The organism is Lysinibacillus sp. Y5S-8, from assembly GCF_036894365.1.
Taxonomy (GTDB): domain Bacteria; phylum Bacillota; class Bacilli; order Bacillales_A; family Planococcaceae; genus Lysinibacillus; species Lysinibacillus fusiformis_D.
Genome location: NZ_CP145889.1, coordinates 3246669 through 3272385, shown reverse-complemented (window position 1 = coordinate 3272385; position 25717 = coordinate 3246669). Strand labels below are relative to the sequence as shown.

Here is a 25717-nt window from a genome sequence, read left to right as displayed (position 1 = left end):
GGATTAGGCGTATATACGTTATGCCTAAATAGCCTAATTATATATATAGGTGAAAATAGCAAAAGAAAGTAGACAAAGAATTGGAGGCTAATATTTTGAGAGAAAAAGATATAGAAACACATTTACGAAACGAGATAAAGAAAATCGGAGGCAAGGCTTATAAATGGGAGTCGCCAGGTAATGCAGGTGTACCGGATAGGATTATCTTTTTACCAAATGGCCAAGTGCATTTAGTAGAGTTGAAAGCACCAGGTAAAAAGCCAACAGCCTTACAACTAGCACAGCATCGAAAATTAGCATTACTTGGTCAACAAGTTTATGTATTAGACAGCAAAGAAGCTGTAAACGGTTTTATTCAGGATGTGATGTAAGCATGACAAAATTTGTGCCGCATAGCTACCAAAAGTATTGCATTAATAGAGTGCTAAATACGCCAGCACTTGGATTGCTTCTTGATATGGGATTAGGCAAAACTGTAATCACTTTAACAGCTATTAATGATTTGAAGTATAACCGTTTTGCAGTTCACAAAGTGTTAGTCATTGCACCTAAGAAAGTTGCAGAAAGTACTTGGTCAAAAGAAGCGTCTAAGTGGGACCATTTGCAGCTGCTACGAATTTCAACAGTTTTAGGATCTGCAACAAAACGGATGCGAGCTTTAAATACACCTGCAGATATTTATATTATTAACCGTGAAAATATTCCGTGGTTAGTAGATTACTATAGGCAAGCTTGGCCATTCGACATGGTGGTGGTAGACGAGTTTTCAAGCTTTAAAAACCATAACGCTAAACGTTTTAAAGCTTTGAAGAATGTAAGGCCACACATTCAACGTATAGTCGGTCTGACAGGTACGCCAGCACCAAACGGCATGTTAGATTTATGGGCACAGATATATTTACTTGACGGGGGAGAACGTCTTGGAAAACATATTACCGGATTTAGAGAAAGATATTTTGAACCGGATCAACGCACAAGAGATCGAGTATTTTCATACGCACCTAAAGCTGGCGGAGAGGATGCCATTCAAAACTTAATAGGCGATATATGCGTATCGATGAAAGCTGAGGATTATCTTGAGTTACCGGACATTACATACAACACAATTCCGGTAATGCTGGATAACAAAGCACAAAAGGCGTATGAGAAGTTAGAGAAGGAAATGCTACTAGAAATCGATGAATCAACAATAGATGCAGGATCAGCAGCTGTTTTGACTAATAAGCTATTACAACTTTGTAACGGAGCTGTTTATGATGAAGATCGAAAAATTGTTGACGTTCATGAATGTAAAATTGAAGCCTTTAACGAGCTAATCGAAGGGCTAAACGGTAAGCCAGCACTTGTCTTTTATAACTTCCAACATGACAAAGATCGGATCCTGAAAGCACTTAGCAAAACAGCTTTAAAAGTAAGAGAATTGAAGACGCCACAAGATGAAACAGACTGGAATAATCGTCAGATAGATATTTTATTGGCACATCCTGCTTCTGCAGCGTATGGCCTTAACCTACAACAAGGAGGGAATCATGTTGTATGGTTCGGCCTAAATTGGAGCCTGGAATTGTATCAGCAAGCCAATAAGCGTTTACACCGACAAGGGCAAACAGAAAAAGTAATCATTCACCACTTAACTGTTTCAGGAGGCGTGGATGAGGATGTAATTTCTGCATTATTAGATAAATCGAGTACCCAGGACCATTTAATGAACGCCTTAAAAGCAAGAATTGAGAAAGTTAAAGCAGAATAAAGAGGTGACGCAATGAAACAAGCTAAATTAATCGAAGAGGTAACGCAAATCGCGACATTGAAAGCTATCGAAGTTTTTAACGCTCAGAAAGAAGAAGAGTTGCAACGCGAAAAGGATAAGCGTCTTTACAATACAAAGCTACTGCTAAAGCATTATCACACTTTCCGAAAATACGTTGATGATGTAAAAGAGGATGTAGAGCCCGAAACACCAATTCAAAAATTAATTTTGAATGAAAAAGATATCGTTGAATCTGTAAGAGCAACGACAGAGCGCACAGTGGAAATGGTGAAGCACTTAGATAGAGCTATGGATGCACTAGCCTATATTTGTGAACGTGAAGAAACTAAACACTATGAAATTTTGCATAAGAGGTTTGTAGAAGGTTTACAAATATCAATAATTGCAAATGAATACGAAATAAATAATCGCACAGTATATAAGTTGATAGACACAGCAGCAGAAAGGCTTGCAACGCTTTTATTTGGGGTGTACGGATTAAAAATTGAGTAAGGGCAATTTTGGGACATTCACGAGGGCAATATGACCGTGTTAATATGATAGTGTTAGATAAATGAGGATGTTAAAATATTGAAACCACCAAAATCTTTTTAATCCCCTTTAAAGATTTTGGTGTTTTTTGGTTGAAATTGTAGATGAAGTGAGATAATATAATAGAACAAGTGTTCTTTTGCGCAACTTCTATTTGATATAATACCCATATGCTGTATAATTTTAGTAATAAATACTTATAGCTAAAGGGGATAATTGTATTGAATATTGAATTTATTAATAGCAAACTAATAGAACAATTAATTAGCGGTGCACCAAAAGTAAAACTTTTTTTAATTGAAAAAATAAAAACAGAAGAAGCTTTAGATTATATCTCATATAAGCCATCATTAAGTCGTTCTTTACAAAAAGAAATAGTTGAAATTGTTCAACCAACTATAAATAAATTGATGGAAAAGGAACAAATTGAATTTAATGAAAATGGTCGACCTAACGGAGTTGTAGAATACTGTGAACAATCATATGTTGGGGTAACTTATGATAATTTGTTAAATAGTTTAAAAGAACCAGTTGAAAGGGTAGATGAAGAAGTTAAGAAAGATTTATATTGTATAAAAATTGAATTGGAAACTGGGAAATATCTTTATTTACTTAACCGTATTCCTCAATTTAAAAAATTCAATAAGGGACTTTGGGGAACATTAGCTGATCAAACATTTAGAAAAGTAACAGAGTCATTTATTGGAATAGAGCCGAGCTTTGATTTACTTATCTTTGAAGACGAAATACTCGTGATTAATAACGTATCAATGCAAAGGATTTTTGATTTAAAAACTATTTATGCTCATAATGCTAATACTGTACTGACCTCTTTTGAAGAAACACATAAAATTGATGGGTTTGAACAATTTAAAATTGATAGCATTGAAGATGGTAACATTGTAAAAAGAATTTCAAGATTAATGTCAAAGCCAGAAAGAATGACAAGGTTCGTTGAAAATTTTGTTAAAGTAGAAGAAATAATAACAGAATTTGATTTGAATATAGAATTGAATGAGGATAAATCTAAAATTAGATATACCGACAAAAAACAGTTAAATGATATAGTAAAATTACTTAACGATGCTTATTATAAAACTGTATTAAATGGCGAAAAAGGAAGAGATGACTTAAGGTAGTTATGGAATGGAGGGGAGAGAAGTTGACAAATCTATTTAAGGTTTTACTTTTTATTTCATCATATTCACCTTTATATTTAATTGTCGCAATTTCAATTCTCCCCTTTAATAATTTTGATATAAATTCAATTATTCAAAATAGACTTGAATTAACAGTTTATATAATTTTAATTGTATTGTTTTTACTATCTTTCTTACCACTTGTGTATATAAACAAATGTGAATGTAACGATGATATAATTGGTAAGCGAGTTTCAAGAAAAAACGAAGAGTTATTAAGTTATCTAGTAACATATATAGTACCTTTATTGGCAATAGATATGGAAAAAATAAGCACTCTGATAACAAATGCAGTACTTTTTATATTAATTGGTTTTTTATATGTGAAATCAAACATGCTTCATATCAACATAACTTTTTTAATATTTGGGTGGAATATTTATGAAGATGAACTTGGAAGGATTATAATTTCTAAGGAGGATTCAGACTACTTTAAGCGCATGGAAGTAGCCCGTAATGATTTAACAGTGAAGCAACTGGGTAGCAAAATTTATATACACAGAAAAACATAATAAATGAAAACTAGATTGACGAGGTATTATCAATATGAATTTCTAAAACATCCTTCGGGATGTTTTTATTTTGCCCTGGAAAGTGAGTATCGAGCAGATTCCTCATCTTTGCTGATCTTGTTTAGGAGTTTAGAAGGAATTTCCATTTTCGAGTCGAATAATGACATAAAGAGGGAGAGTGATTTGAATGACTGAACAAACTAACAGTTCGGATCAGAATATTTTCATTAGCAATTTAATCGAAGCTACAAGAGGGAAAGATCAGGAATTGAGGAAATTCATTGATGAACATTTGTACATAAAGAAATCCTCTTTCGGCATTGAAAGAATAAACAAAAATATAGAGTATTTAGAAACTTTGGATTCGACCCAACAAGCGCTAGTTATAGGAAGGAGTGCCGATTTTAAAGAATCTAACGACCCTTCAAAATATTTCCCTGTACTAATAGCTTTTTTTGGATTTATCATTTCGCTTTATAAATTACTAGATCAGTTCACTGGCACTGTTATTTATTCATTTATGGTAACCTTAGTATTGTCCATTTATTTCACTTGGATAATGATTCGTGCTTTTTCAATATATCCGACAGCAGCATATTTTCATTCTATGGTAACGAACATAAAATTTGAAAAATAGTTTAAGCATCTCTTCGGAGGTGTTTTTTCTATACCTAAAAACAAACTAAGCAACTAGCATAATGGGGTGATGCCGTTGGGAAAGTAAAGAAATTAACACCAAAGCAGCAAGCTTTTGCAGACTATTACATTGAGTTGGGAAATGCTACAGTTGCTTATATAAAAGCTGGATATAATGAAAAAGGTTCTCGTGCTAACTCTGCAAGATTGATAGCAAATGATAGCGTAAAAGCCTATATAGACAATCGCCTTGAAGAACTAAAATCAGAACGTGTAGCAGATCAGCAAGAAGTCATGGAATATTTGACAGCAGTAATGCGTGGAGAGCACACGGAAGAAACGCTTCGAGGTATTGGTGAAGGAGCTCAAACGATTGACGATATCGATGTATCTGCAAAGGACCGTATAAAGGCCGCAGAGCTTCTTGGCAAGCGATACCGCATGTGGATTGACAAGCAGGACATTACGGCTGTTGTAACGCCAGTATTCGTGGATAACGTGCCAGAAGATGACTAAGCGACCACACGTTGATGTCGCAAAAGCGATAGGCGGCGGATACAATCGTTTCTGGCATAATAAGCAGTTTTATCGAGTTGTAAAAGGATCCCGAGGAAGTAAAAAAAGTAAGAATACGGCATTGAATTTTATTTACCGTATTATGAAACACCCTTGGGCAAATTTACTAGTGATCCGCCGTTACTCAAATACAAATAAACAATCCACATATACTGATTTGAAATGGGCGTGTAACCAGCTAAAGGTTGCACACCTTTTTAAATTCAATGAATCACTGCCAGAGATAACCTACATTCCAACTGGCCAGAAAATCCTATTTCGTGGTTTAGATGATGAGCTGAAGATTACATCGATCACAGTAGAGATTGGGATTTTATGTTGGGCATGGTTTGAGGAAGCGTACCAAATTGAAACAGAAGAAAAATTTCGCACCGTTGTTGAATCGATCCGAGGTAGCTATGAAGCTGAGGACTTTTTCAAGCAAATTACAATCACGTTTAACCCTTGGTCAGAACGCCATTGGTTGAAGCGTGTTTTTTTTGATCCTTCAACAAGAGAAAAGGATACGTTTGCTACTACAACTACATTCCGTGTAAACGAGTGGTTAGATGACGTTGATAGAGCTCGCTACACAGATTTATACCGCACTAATCCACGACGAGCTAGAATCGTATGTGATGGCGAATGGGGCGTAGCTGAAGGGCTTATTTTCGATAATTTTGAGGTTAAAGATTTCGCTCCTTTAGAAAAAATTAAAAGCTTGCAAAAAACTGTTCATGGTATGGACTTTGGTTTCACAAATGACCCAACAACATTAGTAAGTGCAGCTGTAGATAAAGCAAATAAAGAGATATGGATTTATGACGAGCATTACGAAAAGGCTATGCTTACTAAGGATATCTACAACATACTTGAGCAAAGAGAGCTATTACGTACTCGAGTTACAGCTGACAACGCTGAAAAACGATTGATTAAAGAGCTAAATAATTTGGGGGCTCGCGGCGTGAAGGCGGCTGCTAAAGGCAAAGGCTCTGTAATGGAGGGTATTAACCTTTTACAAGGTTATAAAATTTATATTCACCCTTCTTGTGAAAATACGATCGAGGAATTTAACACGTACACATTCAAACAAGATAAAGAGGGACGCTGGCTGAATGAACCGATTGATGCAAATAACCATATTATCGATGCCTTACGTTACGCAATGGAAAACATGAAAGCGACGATGGGCGTATTAAAGTAAAGGAGGGTTGCTATGTTAGATCGAACGCACACTGATGAATTAATTGCACATGTTAAAGCTAATACACCTGCACCAACGGAAATTATTAAAGAGCTGTATGACGCGTTTGACAGTAGCAAGATGCTTGAAGGTGTTAAGTATTATGGGGTCAATAATAAGATCAACGAGCGCAAGATTTACACATACCAAGACGAGAAGAAAGTTGAAGATCCAGACGCTATCAACTCAAAAATTCCTTCAGGGTTTCATAAGATCTTAGTGGATCAAAAGGTTGCTTATTTAGTTGGAGAGCCGATGGTGTTTGGTAGTAAATCTGATAACAAGCAGCAACTACAGTTACTAGAGGAAATCATAGGAGAGCAGTGGGAGGACACTATTACCGAAATTGTTAAAGGTGCTTCTAATAAAGGTATAGAGTGGCTGCACGTCTTCGTGAATGAGGATGGCGATTTTGATTATATGGTTGTGCCAGCTGAAAATTTCATCCCAATCTACGACTATAGCAAACGAAAAAAGCTTGCTGCAGGTATTCGATTTTATGCATTGGGAGAGATCATCAAATTAGAGGTCTACGATGATGAAATGGTCACCTATTACGAAATGATTGACGATGAAGTTTATCTGGATGCAAATGTTGAAGTGAATCCATCAGCACATTTTACAGATGCTGAGGGTATTTCAGGGATGGGATGGGGTAAGGTTCCGTTTATTCCTTTTCTAAATAACAGCGAAGAGTTGAGTGATTTACATTTTATTAAAGAGAATATTGATAACTATGACCTGCTTGTCTCTGATGCGCAAAATACGCTCTTAGATATGCAGACTTTAATTTGGGCATTGCGAGGATATGATGGTGAGTCTTTAGCCGAGTTTATGACAAATCTAAAACGGTATAAGGCTGTCAATATAGATGCAGAGGGCGGTATCGACACAGTTCGTGCGGAGGTCCCTGTTGAAGCCTATAAAACGCAGTCGGACACATTAAAAGAGAATGTGTATACATTTGGCCAAGGTGTTAACCCTTCGCCAGACATTATTGGGAACGCACCTTCAGGTGTTGCATTGGAGAATTTATATTCTTTACTGGACATGAAAGCGTCTATGTTTGAGCGCAAAGCCACTCTTTCATTGCGTGAATTTATGTGGTTCATTCAAACGTATTGCGAACTTGCCAAAAAAGGTAATTTTGATGCACGTGATATTACGTTTACATTTAATAAGCTGCTACTTACTAACGAAGCTGAAATTGTCCAGATGGCCCGAGATAGCGAAGGCGTCATTTCTAAAACGACCATTTTAGAAAATCATCCTTGGGTAAAAGATGTGGCTCAGGAACAAGAGAGATTAGAACGTGATGAAAAATTATATGGTAAAGATTTAGAGCTCTTAGACGAGGATGATGACGATGAATCAACAGGAGATTAATCGTATTTTAGATGAGCTTGAATCCAAAGCCGAAAAGGACATCGAAAAAGTATTTAATAAGCGCCTTAAGTCAATCCTGAATCAAATGCTTAAGATGCATCAAAAGTTCGGTAAGAACGGTCAAGCTACCTGGACTGATGTAAATAAGTACAATCGCTTTAATCAAGAAATGAAGTTGATCGCTCAACAGCTTAATGCTGATTACAAAGCTATTATTAAGCTCATACGAGAGTCAGAGGAACGGCTTTACATTGAGAGATATTTAATGATGGCTTACCTCTTACAGCAGTCTACTGGTGAGGAAATGGGCTTTAAAATACCATCTGTTGAAGTGATTCAAGCAGCATTAACAAATCCAGTTGAGTTTTTGACATTACCTAAAATATTTGAAGCACACAGGAACGAAATTATCAGGCGTTTGAACATCGAGATTGCCCAGAGCCTACAAGCTGGCGAAAGCTACACAGATATGGCTATCAGGATTGAAAATGCTATGGGATGGACAAGGAAGAAAGCTACTCTAGTTGCTCGTACTGAAGGTGGTCGAGTGAGGTCCCAGGTTGATTTAGCTATTGAAGAGCAGGCAAGTAAAACAGCGAGGCTAACTAAGGTGTGGATGTCATCGCTTGATACCAGGGTTCGTAAGTCGCATAGAAAGCTAGACGGTCAGAAAGCTGATAAAGATGGTTATTACCATTATGGAAAGTGGAAGTCAAAAGCTCCGAGACTATGGGGCATCGCTTCAATGGATATTCAGTGCCGTTGTCATACGATCTATATGGTGAATGGCAAGTTACCAGAGTACAGACGAGGCAGAGACTACATGGACGATACCTACCAAAAGCAATTAGCTGCTCGAATTGATGCTTATATGTCTGATTTAGGGCTTACTTACAAACAGGCTTTAAACAAAGCGTACAAACAGGTAAAGCCTCCAAGTATTGTGGTTCCGTTCGTGAGTTATGAAGAGTGGAAGAAAAAATTCAGTGGAGAGTGATGAAATGCCAATTCCGTTACAAGTAAATGTAGCTGGTATTGATTATACAGTGCAATACCAAGAGGAAATATTAAAAAAACACAGCCTGATGGGTCAAGTGATATACGCTGAATCTGTAATTGAAATTGATCAATCTATGAGTAAAAGTAAGCAAGAGCAAGTATTTGTTCACGAATTAGTTCACGCTATGTTGAATGAGGCTGGATATGAAGAACAAGACGAGGAAATGGTGAATAGGCTATCTATCGTTTTATACCAAGTGTTGAAACAAAATGATTTGAAATTTTAGTCGTCTTTGACGGCTTTTTATTATGCCTGAAAGTGGTGATTTATGTGAAAGAAAGTTTAGAAATCATTTACGGCCATCCTTGGTGGACCACATTGTGGCTATGGATTTCATTGGTGATAATCGCTGCTATTATTCATAGTCACAAAAAATAATAGATTCTAGCGTCTTTTTGGCATTTGCAGACGTTAAAGATTCAAAGCAATACCCTATCGTGCGTACTACGATAATGCGAAATAGGAGGAATAAAACATGAAAAAAGAAGATTTAATTGCTTTAGGTTTAACAGAGGAACAAGCAGATAAAGTAATAGCAGGCTATGGTCAAATGGTGCCTAAATCGCGTTTGGATGACAAAATACAGGAACTTAAAACAGCAAACGATACTATTGCTGAACGTGATACACAGTTAAAAACATTACAGACAAAGGCAGCAGGCAACGAAGAGTTGCAAACTGAAATTACTCGCTTGCAACAAGAAAATGCAAATGCAAAAGCAGATCATGAAGCTGAATTACAAAAACGTGATTTTGAGCATGCATTAGATAGCGCGTTACGTGATGCAAAAGCAAAAAACGTTAAAGCTGTTAGAGCAAATCTAAATTTAGAAGCTATAAAGTTAGATGGTGATAAGTTACTTGGCCTTGATGAACAATTAACAGCATTAAAAGCATCTGATGATTACCTATTTACACCTGAAGGATTGAAGGGGTATACGCCTCCAAATCCAGGGGGAGGTGGTAAGCCAAAAGTGACCAAGGAACAATTCGATGCCATGAGTATTAGTGAGAAAACTGAGCTATATAACACAGACTATGAGCTCTATAAATCATTGAAAGAATAGGAGAATGAATATGAAGAAAGTAATTGGTTTACAATTTTTGAACAAACAATTTCAAAGCTTAAACATCCAGATGTTTGCTCAAACAAAAGCTGCTGATCTAATTAATCCAGAGGTTTTAGCAGATGCAATTTCAGCAAAACTGCCTAAAGCTATTCGTTTTGCACCATACGCAACGACTGACAATACGTTAGTAGGTCAACCAGGTGATACGATTACTCGCCCAAAATACGGGTATGTTGGTCCAGCTGCTGATTTACAAGAAGGTGTTCCAATGGACACTACAAAGCTCAGCATGACTACTTCCCAAGTAACGGTAAAAGAAACAGGTAAAGCAATCGAAATTACCGAAAAAGCGATTATTACAAACGTTAAAGGAACGTTAAATGAAGCTGAAAAACAACTACTTTTAGCAATGAAAGATAAAGTTGAAATCGATTATCTAGCTACTTTAAATACTTCCTTGTTATCTCATAATGCTGCACCTGTCACTCCAACTGCTATTATTGATGCTAAAGATGTTTTTGGTGATGAAGGAGAAGTTGAATGTGTACTATTTATTCACCCTAAAGACTATACAAAATTAGTGAAATCTTTATTTACTGTAGGTGGTAGTATTCAGGAAACAGCAATAGCTAAAGGCAAAGTTGCTGAATTAGTTGGTGTTAAAGATATCGAACGTTCTAATCGTATAACTGAAGGTACAGCATTTTTACAGAAATTCGGTGCAGTTGAAATTGTGAATAAAAAAGAAGTTGACGTGAAAAAGGACGAAGATATTCTAGCTCGTACAGTTGTTGTAGCAGCCAACGCACACTATACAACTAACCTTTACAACGATAACGGTGTTGTGAAAATCGCCACTACTTAGAGAGGATATACACCTCTCTTTTTATTTGTGAAAAGGAGGGAAGAGTATGCTTTTGCGCCGTTATCATAATGTAAAAAAGGAATCTACAGAAGAGAAAGTCAATAGTTCACTAAAACAAGAAACGTCCCCAAATCTTGAAGAATTAACTGTTAAAGAGTTACGAGATTTGTGCAAAGTGCGTGGTATTAAGGGGTATTCAAATAAAACAGAAGAAGAGCTAATTGAAATGCTCTCAGGTGGTGTTGTAAATGTGGAATCCGACAAATGACGAAATCAATGAAATCATTTCATTAAATAATGATAAATCCACTACCCAATTAGTAGACCATTACACAGCACTAGCGCCTGTTCTCTACGACATTGGCTGTTCATGGACCAATAACATGTTTGACATGTCAAAGGGTGCAGATAGGCAGAAACAAAGTGCTATGAAGCTATTCATTGCAAAGGCAGGTAAGTTTTTCGAAACTACTGAGTTAGGTTTAGTTAGTAGATCCATGGGGACGGTGGCTTATTCATTTTCAGACGAGATTCCAGCAACAGTTTATAAGCCATTAAAGCCATATAGAAAGCTGAGGTGGTAGCATGAAACAATTTCCTCATGAGGTTGAAGTAGTTCAGAAACGTAAGATATCTGATGGTGCAGGGGGCTTTAAAACAGAGTGGTCTCCTGTTGATACAATTGAGGCATTCGTTGATACACCAACATCTAAAGAGAGGTTATTAGCGCATCAGGTTCAAAACCCACTTGATTGTTTTATGTATTACCCTTATCGCACAGATTTAAAATCTAATATGCAACTACGCTTTGATGGTGAAATTTATGCATTCGCTGGTCGTCCCGAAGATCAAGGTGGACAACATGAAATCATGCGGGTTGCGTTAAAGTTGGTGACTGGATAATGGCTAAGATTACATTCAGTGGACGTCGGTTATTAAGGGCGGCACAACGGTTTGAAGAAGGGCTACTTGATAAAGTATCCGACATCATATATGAGACAGCAAGGATCATACAAACGCAGGCTAAGGCTCTTGCACCAGCTGATTATGGTAGTTTACGAGACTCTATTGAAATGAAGATGCTAGGTAAATTTAATGCGGTAGTCTCAGTTGGGGTTCATTATGCAGTGTACGTGGAGCACGGCACAGGTATTTACGCTGAGAATGGAAATGGTCGTAGAACACCATGGACGTATTTCAGCACAAAACTAGGTCGATATGTAACTACTGAAGGTATGAGAGCTCAACCATTTTGGGGCCCTGCTGTAGATGCTGGTCGAGAATATTTCGAAAGAGAAATGAGGCGATTAGGCTTATGAGTAATTACTATGCATTGCCTTTCTTTGATTTGCAGAAAGCTATTTTTCAAAAGTTAACGGCTAGTCAAGCTCTAACATCCATTACACGAAAAGATGAAGATGATCTTGGTGTTTATGATGCAGTCGATGAGAATACACCGTATCCATATATAACAATCTCAGAGCCTTACACGAGCCCATTCGATACCAAAACAAGTAATATCGAAACCATTACTTTCACGGTTCATATTTGGTGGAAAGATAACGATGATTACAGTGGTAAACGTAAAACGTATGAGATGTTATCAGCTTGCCAGCAAGCTCTAATGGCTCGAAATTACTCAATACCAGGTGCAAGAGTATTAAGTGTTACAAGACGTGAATCTCGCGTAATAGACGATAATAGCCCTGGTGTAAAGCATGGCATTCTAACAATTCAATATAAAGTACAAAACATATAGCAGCCTTATGGGGCTGTTTTTATTTTAGGAGGGAAAACAATTATGCAAAACGGTAAAGACACGGTCTTACTCGTACAATTAGCAGATGCAGCACTTGGCTCAGATGGTTTCTTGATCGGAAATCTTACTGAAAATAGTTACTCGCTTGAGAGTGAATTAGTAGATGAACAAACTAAATTTGGACGTATTTTAGCTTATGGGCAATCCAGTGAGTCATTCGAAATCACAGCTTATGGTGATAAAAATGATCCTGGACAAAAAGCAATTCTCGATGCCATTCGAAATGAAAAGCAATTAAAAGTGTGGGAAGTTGATTTAAAAGTAAATGATGATGATACGCATGACGCGAATTTTGCCTACACGTTAGTTGAATCGGTGGAGAAGTCATCTCCAGGCGATGGCTTCCAGGAGTTGTCTGCAACATTACAAGTCATTGGTAAATCACAACAAGGTAAATTGCCTAAACTTCCGCAAGAGGTAATTGAATTTGCAACGTACGGCTTCGAAACACCTGGTGAAAAGTCGGGCGAATTTGGTAAGGATCAAACGGAAAGTGTAGTAGTGGAGAGTGTATCAGTAACACCACAAACAACATCGGTAGTAGTAGGCAGTACTCGTCAACTTACAGTGACTGTTCTTCCAGCGGAGGCAGCCAATAAAAACGTTACATTCGTTTCAAGTGACGAGGCTGTTGCTACGGTGACATCCGCTGGATTAATCACAGGCGTGGCAGAAGGTTCAGCAACAATAACGATTACAACGGTAAGTGGTGGTAAAACAGCAACTGTCGCTGTAACAGTCACAGAATCGTAATCAAAGCACTCTCAGGGGTGCTTTTTCTTTTACTTAAAAACATTAGGAGGGCTATATAACATGGCTACATTAACAATTGCAGGTAAACAACACGACGCGAAATTTGGTTTCGCATTTAAAAATTTAGCAGATAAAAACTACAACCAAACTGACAAGGATGGTAATGAAGTGGGTGGTTTTAGTTCTATTTATACAGGATTACTACAATTTGATATAGACGCATTAAAAGCTTTTTGGGATTGCGGTTTAGCTCACTTGGGGACTAAAGGACGCCCAACAATTGCTGAAATCGAGAAAGGTTTAGAAGCACGAATTGATGAAGATGAAGGTACAGAAGAACTGTTCAAAGAGGCGTTTTGTGAAATTGATTCTTCGGGTTTTTTCAAAAGAGATGCCAAGATGTTTTGGAAGAACTTAGAGCTATTCAAAACGATGGGCAAGACAGACGAGGAAAAAGCCGAGAACGAGAAGGGCATTCAAATGCTTATGGACGCCAAGGCGGAACTATTGGGCGAAACAACCGAGTCGACGGACTAGAATGGCTGGAAGTACTTACAGACGTTGCACAGCACATGAAGATTTACGATGTAGATCTCATTATGTCTTGGACGCCTAATGAGTACAAAGCATTTAAAAAAGGTGCCCTTCTCCAAGATGTTGACGACTTAGAAAACATGGCGCGTATGGCAGTCTTTCATCGTATCGCTACTAATAAAAAGAAACTCAATATCGAGAAGGACTTGTTTGACGCTAGAAGTGCTCGCAAGCGAATTATTGATGGCGATAACGCATGGAAAGAGTCGAAGAAGATTGATACTACTCGACATACCAAAGCACAAGAAGCGATGAAGCGATGGGCTGAGAACTTTAATAAGAAAGGGTGAGATAGATGAACGGGAACTTTTCAGCGCGTATTGGTGCACGTATCACAGAGTTTATGGCTCGTATGCGACAAGTGCAGAATACCATACGAACTACTGCAAATGACGTGCGTGTAGACATTGGTGCGGATGTTAGTGAATTTCGCCGCCGCATGGCTGAAATACGTGCTCGTATAGCTACATTAGTGCGAGAGAAAGTCGTCATTAAGATTGAGGCAAGAATACAAGAATTCCAGAACAGTATAAATCGTATAGCGACAAATATTAGGGCATTTGGGGAGCTAATGCAACACACGCTAATGGGTACGTTAATGGCGGTTTTCCCTGCTCTATCTCCATTGATAGCCAATTTAGGGGTAGCAATTGCTAACTTAGGTCCAATGATTGGAACTGTTGCAGGCTCTACTTTTGCTTTAGCAGGAGCATTTGTTAGCGCAGGTGCAGCAGCTGGCGCATTTGCGATTGTAGCAATACCAACCATCAAAAAATTATTTGACGAAAATGCGAAGTTGAACGCTACTCAAAGTAAAGCAAAACAATCCTTTGAGACAATGAAAAAAACATATCAGTCCTTAGTAAAAGAGACTGAAAAACCAGTCCTGCAAGCTTTTACAAGTGCTATGCAGTTCACAAATACATTACTTACTAAACTAAAGCCCTTATTTTTATCTAGTGCTCAAGCAGTTGCAAAATTAATGGATCAGCTTAATCAATCACTAGACTCTCCACCAATTCAAAAGTTTTTGGAATACCTAAATACTTCTGGTGGTCCAATGCTCGAGACTATTGGACGCGCATTTGGCAACGTGTTTAAAGGTTTGTTATCCATGCTTACAGCGTTTGCTCCATTAAGTGCAAGTACTGCAAAAGGCTTCGAGGATATGACTGCTCGTTTTGCGGAGTGGGCGAACGGGTTAAGTGGTAGTGCAAAGTTCCAAAAATTTATGGATTACGTAAATGAAAATATGCCAAAGATTAGAGCAATCTTCAGAGATGCTACAGCCGGCATAGTTTACTTTTTTAGCGCATTTGCTGGTTCATCATCAGGTATGATGGACGGTCTGGTAGCAATGATGGCTCGATTTAAAGAATGGTCAGCTAGTCTTTCACAAAATCAAGGCTTCCAGACATTCCTATCCTATGTACAGCAAACAGCTCCGAGTGTATTGCAACTAATTGGTAATCTCACTAAGTTTCTTGTGAACTTGGGTATCGGTATGGCTCCTCTTGGTGCAGCTATTATAAACATTGTTAATAAATTTTTAGAGTTCACTAACTCGGCAATGGAAGGTAATCGTGCTATAGGCGTGATTTTAGCTGGGCTAATTTCATTGGGCGGTATCTTACTAGCGGTAGTGCCTAATGTTATTGCTTTTAGTAAATTATTTAAAGGATTAGGCCCAACCTTAACAGCCGGTTTAGGAAAGGCTTTAAAGGTAGTCGGAGGTTTATTCACAAATTTTGGTGGGACCATGGCAACTCTAGGTACTAAAGTGATGGCTTTTGCAACAAGGTTTGGAAGTGGTTTAGGTTTAATTACAAATCCAGTTGGTTTAGTTGTAGTCGCTATAGTAGCTTTCATTGCGATCTTGGTACGCCTGTATCAAACTAACGATAAATTCAGGTCACAAGTTCAAACTGCTTGGGAAGTAATTAAAACAGGAATTTCCATGGCTGTAACAGCTATTAAAAATTCAGTCATGTCAGTTTGGACACAGATAACGTCATTTTGGAATGAAAACCAAGAAAGCATTAAGGCAACTGCCTCTACAATTTGGAAGTTTATTGGTGATGTAGTGACAACAGCCATGACAGTCATAGGAGATATCATGAAGTTTGTGTGGCCTGTTGTGAAAGCTTTAATTGTCTCTACTTGGGACGCGATAATGAATGTCATTAAAGGTGCAATTGATATTATTCTAGGCATTGTAAAGGTGTTCACATCATTGTTCCAAGGAGATTGGAAGGGTGTATGGGATGGAGTTAAGCAGATCTTAGGTGGAGCATTACAAGCTATCTGGGGTGCTGTGAATCTTTACTTTGTAGGTAAATTACTTGGCCCACTCAAAGCTTTTGGCTCCACTGCTAAGACATTCTTACAAGGCATTTGGACAGCTATTAAAGGAATATTCACGAATACTCTAAATACGATTAAAAATACTGTTACGACTATTTTTAGTGGTATTAAATCTACGATTATGTCGATTTGGAACAGTATAAAATCTTTCTTTAATACGATTCTAAACGGTATCAAATCAATTTTTATGAGTATTTGGCGTAGTATTGCCTCATTTTTAGATAATATGTTTACAAGCATCTCTGGTCTTGTCCGGTCAGTTTGGAATGGGATTAAAAATTTCATTTCAACCGTATTGAATGCTATTGCTAACGTTATCAAAAGCATTTGGACAGGCATTAAGAACACAGTTTCTACAATACTGAATGGCATTAAAAACGTGATTGAAACGATATGGAACGGATTTAAAACCACTGTTTCAACAGCGATGGAGAATGTCAAAACGGCTGTCGTTAATGGATGGAATGCAGCTAAATCATTCCTAGAAAACATTAGTCTAGTGAAGATTGGGGAATATATTGTAGCTGGTTTAGTGACAGGGATCAATAACTGGTTCGGCAAGGTAAAAGCAAAGGTTATGGAGCTAGCTGAATTATTACCAGAATGGCTACGAAACAAACTAGGCATCCATTCACCATCACGCGTCATGATTGCTTTAGCTAAATGGATTCCCATCGGTGTTGCTAAGGGTATCGAATCTGCTACTAATGTGGTTCAAAAGGCAACGAATATCATGGCTGGTAAGGCTATCCCCGATTTCAGTAAGTCTATTACAACAACAAAATCCGCGATGGATAACATTAATTATATTGTTAAGAATTCAACGTCCAACACAAGCGCTAATGCTCTTGCTATCCAAAAAGATTACGCTAAGAAACGTGCTGATCTTGACCGTAAAACTGAACAACAAATTTCAGTTATCAAAGCATCATCATCTAAAAAGACGCAAACAAACACTAAAGCTCAACAACTACGTATTAACAACATCTTAGCTGATGCTGCAGCTAGTCGTCAGAAATTAGCTAAACAAGAAGCTGATGCACTTGCGAAAGCAAGAAGTAAGTCGCAAGCTGAAACGTTAGAAGCTTTAGAGCAGTATGTGTCTAACAAAGAATCCCTTGAATTATGGTCTACTGAACAACAAGCAGGGTACTGGAAGTATGCGACTACTCTGTTTAAGGAAAATACAAAAGAGCGTATTAAAGCACAAAATAATTACAACAAAGCAATGGCCGAACTTGCCAAAGAGCAGTTTGAAAAAGAGAAAAATTACATTGAGCGAAAAAAGAATTTCAATCAGTTATCACTTACACAGGAACTAGCAGCTTATGAAAAGTACATGAAGCAGTACAAAGCTGGTAGTGAGGAACGTATTTACTACGAAGAAAAAGTAGCACAAACAAAGAAAGAAATTCATGAGAAGTTAATCTCTCTAAACGATGAGTTTACAGCTAAGATTCAAGAGACTAACCAAAAACTAATTGATGGTTCCAAAGCACTTACACAAGAATATGAGGATGCAGTTAATTCTCGGAAACAATCTTTGTATAGCGCTATAGGTATCTTTGATGAAATGGAAGAGAAAGCAGCTGTATCTGGTCAAAAGTTGATTGATAACCTGAGAGGTCAAAATCAGGCATTCCAAGAATGGGCAGCTAATCTACAAGCATTAGGTGCAAAAGGAATTGATCAAGGGTTATTATCTGAACTACAAGCGTTAGGTCCATCTGCATCTGCTGAGATCGCAGCCTTAAATACATTGAGTGCTACTCAACTAGCCGAATATGTAGCATTATGGCAAGAGAAATCTAACCTAGCACGTACACAAGCTGAGTTAGAGTTAACGGGGATGAAAGCAGATACAGCTAAAAAGATTGAAGAATTAACAGCTGAAACGGCTACGCAGTTAGATACTTATAAAACAGAATGGGCCAACAAAATTAAAGAAGTGCGGACAGGCACCGTCAATCAATTCAATGCAATGGTTGCCACAATGCCTCAGATTGGCCGTAATGTGATTAAAGGTATGCAACAAGGGTTATCAGAATTAACACCTGATTTACTTGCGCAAGCTCAATCCATTGCAGAGAGTATCAAAGCTACTATTCAAGGAGCACTAGACATCCATAGCCCGAGCCGTTGGGGTAAAAAGATGATAGGTCATAATTTGGTGAAAGGGATTATTATCGGTCTAGCTGACATGAAATCGGATGCCATTAAAGCTGCTGAAAGAGTAGCTGAATGGATTCAACCTCACGTTGAAGTTAGTGATATTATTAACGACATCAATGGTGCCATCGATGCCATTCAAACCGAGATTGAACACAAAGTAAAAGTAGATGTTGATGTAAATGGTGAAGGTGGACAAGGTACGAATGGTGGAGGAGTACATCAAGTGGTGAACTTACATTCACCAACGCCATTAAGCCCATCAGAAAATGCACGGGAATTGAAACGTGTTGCTCAACAAATACCATTTAGATAAAGGAGAGGTCGTCTTGTGGAGACAGTCACATACACAAATCGCTTTGGAGAGTCCGTCACATTTGGCGGTCCTCCTTTTTATTTACAAGAAATTATTGGGTTAGGTGATGTTCCAGCCAATTTACAAACACAACGGGTGCCATACGAGGATGGCAGTACATTGATTGATATATTGCTAGAGGAGCGTTCTATTGATATTACATTCTTAATTGTTAATGCGGTTGACGAGGGTGGATATGAAACGGTATCAAGGCGGAGAACAGAAGTAGCACGTATCGTTAATCCTAAGCTTGGTCCTGGTACTCTACGTTATGAAAATGATTTTCTAGTCCGCGAAATTTTAGTAGTCGCATCTAGTGTACCGATTTTCCCAGATGGTGAAGGCAGGGCTAAAACATTACAAAAAGGCATGATCAATTTCGTGGCACCAGATCCGTATTGGCGCAGTTTAAAAATCGATGAAGAACCAGCATTCAAACCGTTATTCCAGTTTCCTTTCAGTGGTCCTTTTCAGATGGGGATGCAACGAGATAGACGAATCATAAACAATGATGGAGATGTTGCTGCACCACTTTATATAGAGTTTTATGGACCTGCAACCAACCCGAAAATCGAAAATATAACAACTGGTGAGTTCATTAAGGTCAACCAAACACTCGCTGAAGGTGAAAAGATGGTGATCGATACAACACCAGGAACAAAATCGGTTGAATTTGTAGGTGTAAACGGAGCTCGTAGAGACGTAATAAACTGGCTTGATTTAGATAGCATCTTTTTTAAGTTGCAGTTAGGTGAAAATGACATCAATTATACAGCTGACAATGACGTCCAAGGAGCAATCGTAAACATCAGCTACCATAAGCGATATAACGCAGTATAGGAGGGATAAAAATGGCTGAAATATTTAAGTTTTTTAATAGTGCACCAGGAGATGAGCGTTGGCACTATGCGAGTGATTTTGCGGATTACTTTAGTAACGTGTTATCGAGTGGGCTGTTACATAAGAATGGCTCACCTAACCTACAAGTAAAAGTAAATGCTGGAACAATGCAAACGTATATTGAGGCAGGAGAGGCGTTAATACAGGGTTATCAATATCAAAATACGCAACCACTATTCTTAACACACGGTTTACCAGAACCAAGCTTAGACCGAATTGACCGTATTGTTTTGCGATTGGATAAACGAAACAATGCACGTCACATTAAATTATTCGTGAAAGAAGGGGTATCAGCTTCAAATCCTGTTCCACCAACTTTACAACGAGATCAATACGTATTTGAATTATCATTAGCTCAAATACGGTTAACTAAGAATACATCGACGCTTGAACCGTTAAAACTCATCGATGAACGTATGATAGAAAATCTATGCGGTATCGTTTATTCGCTTATTAGCGTACCTACAAGCGTGTTTCAGCAACAGTGGGATTATTGGTTTAATCTCAAGAAACAGACGCTTGAGGATGATATGGAAGCTTGGCAATTACAGCAGAAAAATGACTTTGAGACGTGGCAAGCAATTCAGAAACAAGAATATTTAACTTGGATTGAATCGATTAAAGATATATTGGATGAAAATGTAGCAGCTAATTTAGCAGCTAGAATAGCCAATTTAGAGCAGGAGCTTGCTAACCATATAGCTGAAGTTTCACATATAAAGTGGATTGAAACCGTAGGAGGTACAGCAAACGCATTAACTGCTACTGTTTCTGGAATTACAAGTTATAAAAATGGCTTGGCTGTTTCATTCCCTGCTACCTCCAACAGTACCGCAGCAATGACATTAAATATAAACGGCTTAGGTGCTATTCCTATTAAGAAAGCTAATGGCACAGCATTTAGTAACGCAAAGGCTAATGGTGTATATACTGTTCGTTATCGTGCAGGGGCTTTTATCTTACAGGGTGAAGGGGGGACGGGAAACGCACAACCTAGCGACGTGCGAAAAGACAAGACATTTACCAATGACTACGGGGAGCAAGTAGGAACGCTCGTTGCGTATGGTACTAGCGAGGAAATACCGATTGATAAGTTATCGTCAAGTATTACACCTAACTTTTTTGGTGATTTACCTTTGATATTGAACTACGGCAGTATACTAAACAACACCGCCGTATCCCAAACGATTATACGATACAACTATGTGGATAAAGTATTACATCTAGCAGCGGGTATGGCTTATAAGGCGTATGATGGACAATCGCTCAAGTGGTCTATTTCTACGACTAATACTACAGGTTACACGCATTCATTGGATGCGGAAAATCGTATACTTTACATTTCGGTAGTAGACGGCAAAATTGCAAAAAGGGATTCAAACAACATTGCGGCGCAATATTGGGAAACAACAGACACAGGCATGGATGGCGCTAACAGGGTTACGAATATTCCAGGCAATCAAGGCTTTATAGGTTTTCAAGGTGGTACTACGGGTTTGCGTTTTGCGACAAATGGCAATAAGCTATGGACGTTAACGAGTGGCATTATTAAAGGTACAATCCTAGCGCTATGTGCAACACAATCTAATACGATTTTCGTTGTCGCTTACGAGTATACAGGTTCATATGTATCTACTTTATACAAAATCAATGGCGCTACAGGTGCTGTTACCACAACGGCTTTATCTGGTTTCGGTTCGGTAGAACTCGTGCGATTTATAAGGATAGACGAAGTTAATCAAAAACTTGTTTTAATTGGTGAATACGGAGGTATGCAAACGCGATCTATCAACGACCCTTCAACGATATTTAATGCGATTTCAGGAACGCGGGTTAATGAAGTTAAAGGTATGGAAATTGATAATCAAGGTCGCATATATGTAGTGCACAACAGCGGTACTAATGGTTTCGGACTTACCAAATTCACGACGCTGTTAGGTGTTATGTGGCAATGCAAACTGCATGCCACCACTAGCTTTACAAGTTTTATGCTAGGACTCGATATTGATCGTACACCTAACACGCCTTACCCAGAGCTGTATCTTGCTAGGGTGCAAGGTTCAGGTAGTAGTGGTGAAGTATTTAGAAGTAAACAAACATATACGATAATGACATAGGAGGGCACACAATGCCAATAGTATTTTTAGACCCAAATCATCCAAGTGGGACAAAGGTTCAACTCATAGCATATGACACAACAGGATGGACAGAAGACGATTTACGAAGTGGTATCATGGTGGAAGCTATTCCCGAACCCGAAACCAACGGTAAAGGATGGGAATTGCATATCAACAAAGATACTAAAGAAATGTGGTACGAGTATTTCGAGTTACCTCTATCACCCGAGCAAATCATTCAAAATTTGCAAAATGAATTAGTTACAGTCAAAGAAGCCAACACAGCGCTCGAAAAATCTCAAACAGATCAAGATGAATTGCTTATGCAATTAATGTTATCGATGGGAGGTAATTGATTTGAGTGCCATTTACAATCTATTTTTGCGCAATTGGTGTAACTGTAGAGCTACGGAGGAACAAATTGATTTAGCTGTTACAAAAGAATTAATAACCGAAGAAGAGGCTATTAAGATTAAAGCCACTGAACAGAATAACAAAAACAAGTAAACGCAGCATAAGCTAGCGTTATTTTTATGCACTTGAAAGGAGAAAATATGTGCAAAATATTCCTTTAAGAATCATTGATGATGAATTTAATTTACTAGGTGAGGTAGATCGGTATACATCAGCTCAAATTGGTATCTCATGGTCAGGTATTGGAGAGTTAGAGCTACAGATCAATCGTTACCTACAACATGCTGACAAATTGGTCAAAGGCAATATAATCTTCCCTTACAATCGATTAGATCAAGCTTACATCATCAGGCATCGAGAAATTGAATTAGACGAAAACGGCAAGCAAACGGAGAACTGGAGCATTAAAGCCTTGTCTCTAAAAACTTTCACGTCTCAGCGCCTTATCTATCCGGCAGCAGGCAAGACTCACGAGAGTGTGACAGGGAATGTTGAAACAGTCATGCGACATTTTGTGAACACACAGATGATTAATCCTAGTGATCCTACTCGTATCTTTCCACGATTAGTGTTAGGGACTAACCAAAATAAAGGTCCAGCCATTGAAGAAAATTCAAGGTATGACCCTTTAAATGAAAAGCTGACCGAACTTTCAGAGCTTCATGGATTAGGTTGGAACATTGAGCTTGATCTGAAAAATAAACGTTTTGTATTTATTGTGAAAGAAGGAAGAAAACTAGTAGCCAATCAAACGGGGCTGCCACAAGCTATTTTCTCAACGGAGTTCGAGACGATTGAATCCCTCGAATACACCGAGAGTGATTTGGATTATAAGAATTTCGCAGTCGTAGCAGGTCAGGGAGAGGGCATAGAGCGCAGAATTATCTCTATTGGTGATGCTGTAGGTGCTGACCGTTATGAAATGTTTGTGGATGCCAGAGATGTGTCAGAGGAAGATGATGAGGGAAACCCACGTCCAGTTGAAAAGGTTGTGGCTGATTTAAACAAGCGTGGTAACGAAAAGCTGTCAGAGCATGCTCAAGAGATCTACTTGGGCGGACAGATACTTACTACATCAAGATTGATTTACGGTAAAGATTTCAGTGTAGGTGATGTGGTTACCGTTCGTGATAAAGGGTGGGGCGTTACAATGGACACTCGGATAACTGCTGTAAAAGAAATTTATGAATATGGCAAGCGAAAGATAGAGGTTGTCTTTGATAATGATAAGCCTACCTTCATAAGTAAGATGAGACGAGAGATTGATGCATTCAAATATGAGTTGAAGAAGTAAACGCAAGCAGACGCTTAGCGTTATTTTTATTGTTTAAAAGAGGTGACTTAGTGCAAATATTGGTTGTATTTCAAAAAGACACAAGACAAGTAATAGCTACATTTGAAATGAACACCTTTACTACAGAAGCGAATGTATTAGTACTTCCAGGAGTATCATATTTAATTACCTTCAAAAGGGATATATTTTACACAGGCAAAGACAAAAAACTATATATAAGAGAAGTTTAGTTGTGCCTTCCACAGATTATTGAGGAGGGCTTTTATATTCAAAATTATATTATTGAAATACCTTTTGAAGTTACTTATGATATTTTGAGGAGGGATTATCTTGGATGAAATACTAAAATATGTAGAATTGGCTCCACTTTGGTTATTTGTAGTTGCTGCATTTTATCTTGTGAAATTATTTGCAAGGAAGTCATTAAATCATGATTTAGATATTGTTCTAACTCCATCTTGGCAAGTAATTGTAGAACAATTAATAATTGTTTTAGTTTCTTCTTTACTATTTAGCGGGATTATTTTTATAGAAATGCTTGATTACCACAATATTACACCTGAAGAATTTACTACAGAAAATAATGTCTTTTTCGAAACCTTCTTTTTAATTTATATAGTGACTGGGGTTTATGTATCATTGTTATGGTTTCTTATTAAAGCTTTAACCAGTATATTGTGTAATAAAAAGGTTTATAGCACCGTCGTTAAAGATGAAACTTGGAAAATAGATCAAGCATATGCAAAAAATATTTTATATCTTAGTATTGGTGGTAGAAAGCTAAAGCATGTCTATAATGAAGACATTGAGATTATCACAGAATATCATCAAAGTGAAAAGGTTAAAAGTATGTATGCAAGGATAGGGAATATTGAGATATATAGAACATTAGGAATGATATTATCCAGTGTTATTATTTTATTAAATGTCTATTTGTATTTTAATAATATTAAAAATGAAGTTAGTTGCCTAATTATTTCCCTATTTATAATTATACCAATATTTATATTCCTTACTGGTTTTAGTGATTACGAATTGAATAAAAATAGAGAGCGTCCTCAAGATTGAGGATGCTTTTCTTTTTGGAAAAAGGACGTGTTCAGATGGAAAAATGGATTGCTGTAGTAAGTGGAACAATAGGCACTATCATTTCATATTCAGTGGATGGTCTAGGAATGGCTGTTACTGTATTGATTGGGTTTATGGCTATTGACTATGCAACTGGCATCATGAGTGGAGTTGTTAATCAAAACTTAAATAGTCGTACAGGCTTCAACGGCATCATACGCAAGATTTATTATTTAATGCTAGTAGGATCGGTTTATTTATTATCTGTTGTGATTCCAGGTATTGAGTATGCAGGGGATGGGGCAGCCATTGCATTTTGTGTTCTTGAATTTATTTCAATTACAGAAAACGGTACTAAAATGGGCTTGCCAATGCCTGACTTTGTAAAAAATATTTTAGCAATTGTGAAGGATAAAACAGGAGAGGGTGAGGTTAAATGAGCTACATATTCAAGCAAACTCTTTTACCTTCAAACAAGTATTCATTAAAGGCTCCATATACCATGGCACCACAGTTCATTACCGTACACAATACAGCCAATGATGCACCAGCAGAAAATGAAATTTCGTACATGATTGGCAATAATAATCAGGTTTCTTATCACGTTGCTGTAGATGATAAAGAGGTTATTCAAGCAATTCCCTTCAACCGTAGCGCGTGGCATTGTGGGGATGGTGGTGGCGACAAAGATCCTAACGCCCTAAAGAAAGGGAATCGGCTTTCAATTGGTGTAGAAATTTGTTACAGCAAAAGTGGTGGTGTGCGTTATGGTGTTGCAGAGGAAAACGCCGTTCAATACATTGCAAAGCTTTTAAAACAGTTTGGATGGGGTATTGAGCGAGTGAAGAAGCACCAGGATTGGAACGGTAAGTATTGTCCACATAGAATTTTAAGCGAAGACCGTTGGAATAGTTTCTTGAACCGTATTAAAAAAGGTATGGAAACAAATGAATCAGAACAACAAATTGTAGAGGATGATGATACTATGAAATTCACTAGCACAACCGCAAAAGCTGCAGTACGTGATTACATTCAACAAGCCG

The 25717-nt window shown here is 37.8% G+C and carries 28 protein-coding genes and 2 pseudogenes; all 30 read left to right on the top strand.

Annotated elements, in window-relative coordinates; all coding sequences use genetic code 11:
- The first annotated feature begins 95 nt into the window (after positions 1-95).
- Positions 96-371 carry a VRR-NUC domain-containing protein gene (locus V6670_RS15890; RefSeq protein ID WP_058844905.1) on the top strand — a complete coding sequence of 92 codons (276 nt, stop codon included), beginning with the start codon at positions 96-98 and terminating at the stop codon, positions 369-371.
- A 2-nt stretch (positions 372-373) separates the two neighbouring features.
- Positions 374-1750, top strand: a complete 1377-nt coding sequence (locus tag V6670_RS15885; RefSeq protein WP_338651635.1) for a DEAD/DEAH box helicase — start codon at positions 374-376, stop codon at positions 1748-1750.
- A 12-nt stretch (positions 1751-1762) separates the two neighbouring features.
- Positions 1763-2263 (top strand): hypothetical protein, encoded by a 501-nt coding sequence (locus V6670_RS15880; RefSeq protein ID WP_338651634.1) that lies wholly within the window; start codon positions 1763-1765, stop codon positions 2261-2263.
- 260 nt (positions 2264-2523) lie between these two features.
- The gene (locus tag V6670_RS15875) at positions 2524-3441 is read left to right on the top strand and encodes a DUF4868 domain-containing protein (RefSeq protein WP_338651633.1); all 918 of its coding nucleotides are present in this window, start codon (positions 2524-2526) and stop codon (positions 3439-3441) included.
- 23 nt (positions 3442-3464) lie between these two features.
- Positions 3465-4013 (top strand): hypothetical protein, encoded by a 549-nt coding sequence (locus tag V6670_RS15870; RefSeq protein ID WP_338651632.1) that lies wholly within the window; start codon positions 3465-3467, stop codon positions 4011-4013.
- A gap of 187 nt (positions 4014-4200) precedes the next feature.
- Complete coding sequence (locus V6670_RS15865) at positions 4201-4650, top strand: hypothetical protein (RefSeq protein ID WP_338651631.1); 450 nt, start codon at positions 4201-4203, stop codon at positions 4648-4650.
- Between the two features lie 89 nt (positions 4651-4739).
- A pseudogene (locus V6670_RS15860) lies at positions 4740-5165 on the top strand (terminase small subunit); the annotation flags it as partial.
- Entirely contained in the window at positions 5158-6408 is a 1251-nt protein-coding gene (locus V6670_RS15855) for a PBSX family phage terminase large subunit (protein ID WP_058844910.1), read from the top strand. The pseudogene V6670_RS15860 and the gene V6670_RS15855, both read left to right, overlap by 8 nt.
- Positions 6409-6420: 12 nt before the next feature.
- Positions 6421-7833, top strand: a complete 1413-nt coding sequence (locus V6670_RS15850) for a phage portal protein (RefSeq protein ID WP_338651630.1) — start codon at positions 6421-6423, stop codon at positions 7831-7833.
- Positions 7814-8830 carry a phage minor head protein gene (locus V6670_RS15845; protein WP_338651629.1) on the top strand — a complete coding sequence of 339 codons (1017 nt, stop codon included), beginning with the start codon at positions 7814-7816 and terminating at the stop codon, positions 8828-8830. The genes V6670_RS15850 and V6670_RS15845 overlap by 20 nt, the downstream gene beginning before the upstream one ends.
- Before the next feature lie 4 nt (positions 8831-8834).
- Positions 8835-9119, top strand: coding sequence for an ImmA/IrrE family metallo-endopeptidase (locus tag V6670_RS15840; RefSeq protein WP_338651628.1), 285 nt, complete (start codon positions 8835-8837; stop codon positions 9117-9119).
- A gap of 249 nt (positions 9120-9368) precedes the next feature.
- A complete protein-coding gene (locus V6670_RS15835) occupies positions 9369-9959 on the top strand; it encodes a phage scaffolding protein (protein ID WP_338651627.1) in 591 nt (196 codons plus the stop codon).
- 10 nt (positions 9960-9969) lie between these two features.
- A complete protein-coding gene (locus V6670_RS15830; RefSeq protein ID WP_338651626.1) occupies positions 9970-10827 on the top strand; it encodes a N4-gp56 family major capsid protein in 858 nt (285 codons plus the stop codon).
- 46 nt (positions 10828-10873) lie between these two features.
- A complete protein-coding gene (locus tag V6670_RS15825; RefSeq protein ID WP_058844914.1) occupies positions 10874-11095 on the top strand; it encodes a hypothetical protein in 222 nt (73 codons plus the stop codon).
- Positions 11076-11411 (top strand): hypothetical protein, encoded by a 336-nt coding sequence (locus V6670_RS15820; RefSeq protein WP_338651625.1) that lies wholly within the window; start codon positions 11076-11078, stop codon positions 11409-11411. Before V6670_RS15825 ends, V6670_RS15820 begins: the two co-directional genes overlap by 20 nt.
- 1 nt (position 11412) lies before the next feature.
- Complete coding sequence (locus V6670_RS15815) at positions 11413-11730, top strand: phage head closure protein (protein ID WP_338651624.1); 318 nt, start codon at positions 11413-11415, stop codon at positions 11728-11730.
- Entirely contained in the window at positions 11730-12146 is a 417-nt protein-coding gene (locus V6670_RS15810) for an HK97-gp10 family putative phage morphogenesis protein (RefSeq protein WP_338651623.1), read from the top strand. Before V6670_RS15815 ends, V6670_RS15810 begins: the two co-directional genes overlap by 1 nt.
- On the top strand, positions 12143-12586 hold the full coding sequence (locus V6670_RS15805; protein ID WP_338651622.1) for a DUF3168 domain-containing protein: 444 nt from the start codon (positions 12143-12145) through the stop codon (positions 12584-12586). The genes V6670_RS15810 and V6670_RS15805 overlap by 4 nt, the downstream gene beginning before the upstream one ends.
- A gap of 42 nt (positions 12587-12628) precedes the next feature.
- Positions 12629-13399 (top strand): phage major tail protein, TP901-1 family, encoded by a 771-nt coding sequence (locus tag V6670_RS15800; RefSeq protein ID WP_271910549.1) that lies wholly within the window; start codon positions 12629-12631, stop codon positions 13397-13399.
- A gap of 60 nt (positions 13400-13459) precedes the next feature.
- Positions 13460-13936: a tail assembly chaperone gene (locus V6670_RS15795; protein ID WP_096365116.1), complete on the top strand. Its 477-nt coding sequence runs from the start codon at positions 13460-13462 to the stop codon at positions 13934-13936.
- A 35-nt stretch (positions 13937-13971) separates the two neighbouring features.
- A complete protein-coding gene (locus V6670_RS15790) occupies positions 13972-14283 on the top strand; it encodes a hypothetical protein (RefSeq protein WP_338651621.1) in 312 nt (103 codons plus the stop codon).
- Between the two features lie 5 nt (positions 14284-14288).
- Entirely contained in the window at positions 14289-18842 is a 4554-nt protein-coding gene (locus V6670_RS15785; RefSeq protein WP_338651620.1) for a hypothetical protein, read from the top strand.
- Positions 18843-18857: 15 nt separating this feature from the next.
- Positions 18858-19721, top strand: a complete 864-nt coding sequence (locus V6670_RS15780) for a phage tail family protein (RefSeq protein ID WP_338651619.1) — start codon at positions 18858-18860, stop codon at positions 19719-19721.
- Positions 19722-19732: 11 nt separating this feature from the next.
- Complete coding sequence (locus V6670_RS15775) at positions 19733-21898, top strand: hypothetical protein (RefSeq protein ID WP_338651618.1); 2166 nt, start codon at positions 19733-19735, stop codon at positions 21896-21898.
- Between the two features lie 11 nt (positions 21899-21909).
- Positions 21910-22254 carry a hypothetical protein gene (locus V6670_RS15770; RefSeq protein ID WP_338651617.1) on the top strand — a complete coding sequence of 115 codons (345 nt, stop codon included), beginning with the start codon at positions 21910-21912 and terminating at the stop codon, positions 22252-22254.
- 1 nt (position 22255) lies between these two features.
- Positions 22256-22405, top strand: coding sequence for a hypothetical protein (locus tag V6670_RS15765; protein ID WP_338651616.1), 150 nt, complete (start codon positions 22256-22258; stop codon positions 22403-22405).
- Between the two features lie 49 nt (positions 22406-22454).
- Entirely contained in the window at positions 22455-23606 is a 1152-nt protein-coding gene (locus V6670_RS15760; protein WP_338651615.1) for a siphovirus ReqiPepy6 Gp37-like family protein, read from the top strand.
- Positions 23607-23936: 330 nt separating this feature from the next.
- The gene (locus tag V6670_RS15755; protein ID WP_338651614.1) at positions 23937-24674 is read left to right on the top strand and encodes a hypothetical protein; all 738 of its coding nucleotides are present in this window, start codon (positions 23937-23939) and stop codon (positions 24672-24674) included.
- A 35-nt stretch (positions 24675-24709) separates the two neighbouring features.
- Positions 24710-25114 carry a phage holin family protein gene (locus V6670_RS15750; RefSeq protein ID WP_338651613.1) on the top strand — a complete coding sequence of 135 codons (405 nt, stop codon included), beginning with the start codon at positions 24710-24712 and terminating at the stop codon, positions 25112-25114.
- Positions 25111-25587: pseudogene (locus tag V6670_RS15745) on the top strand (N-acetylmuramoyl-L-alanine amidase); the annotation flags it as partial. The gene V6670_RS15750 and the pseudogene V6670_RS15745, both read left to right, overlap by 4 nt.
- Positions 25588-25717 lie beyond the last annotated feature (130 nt).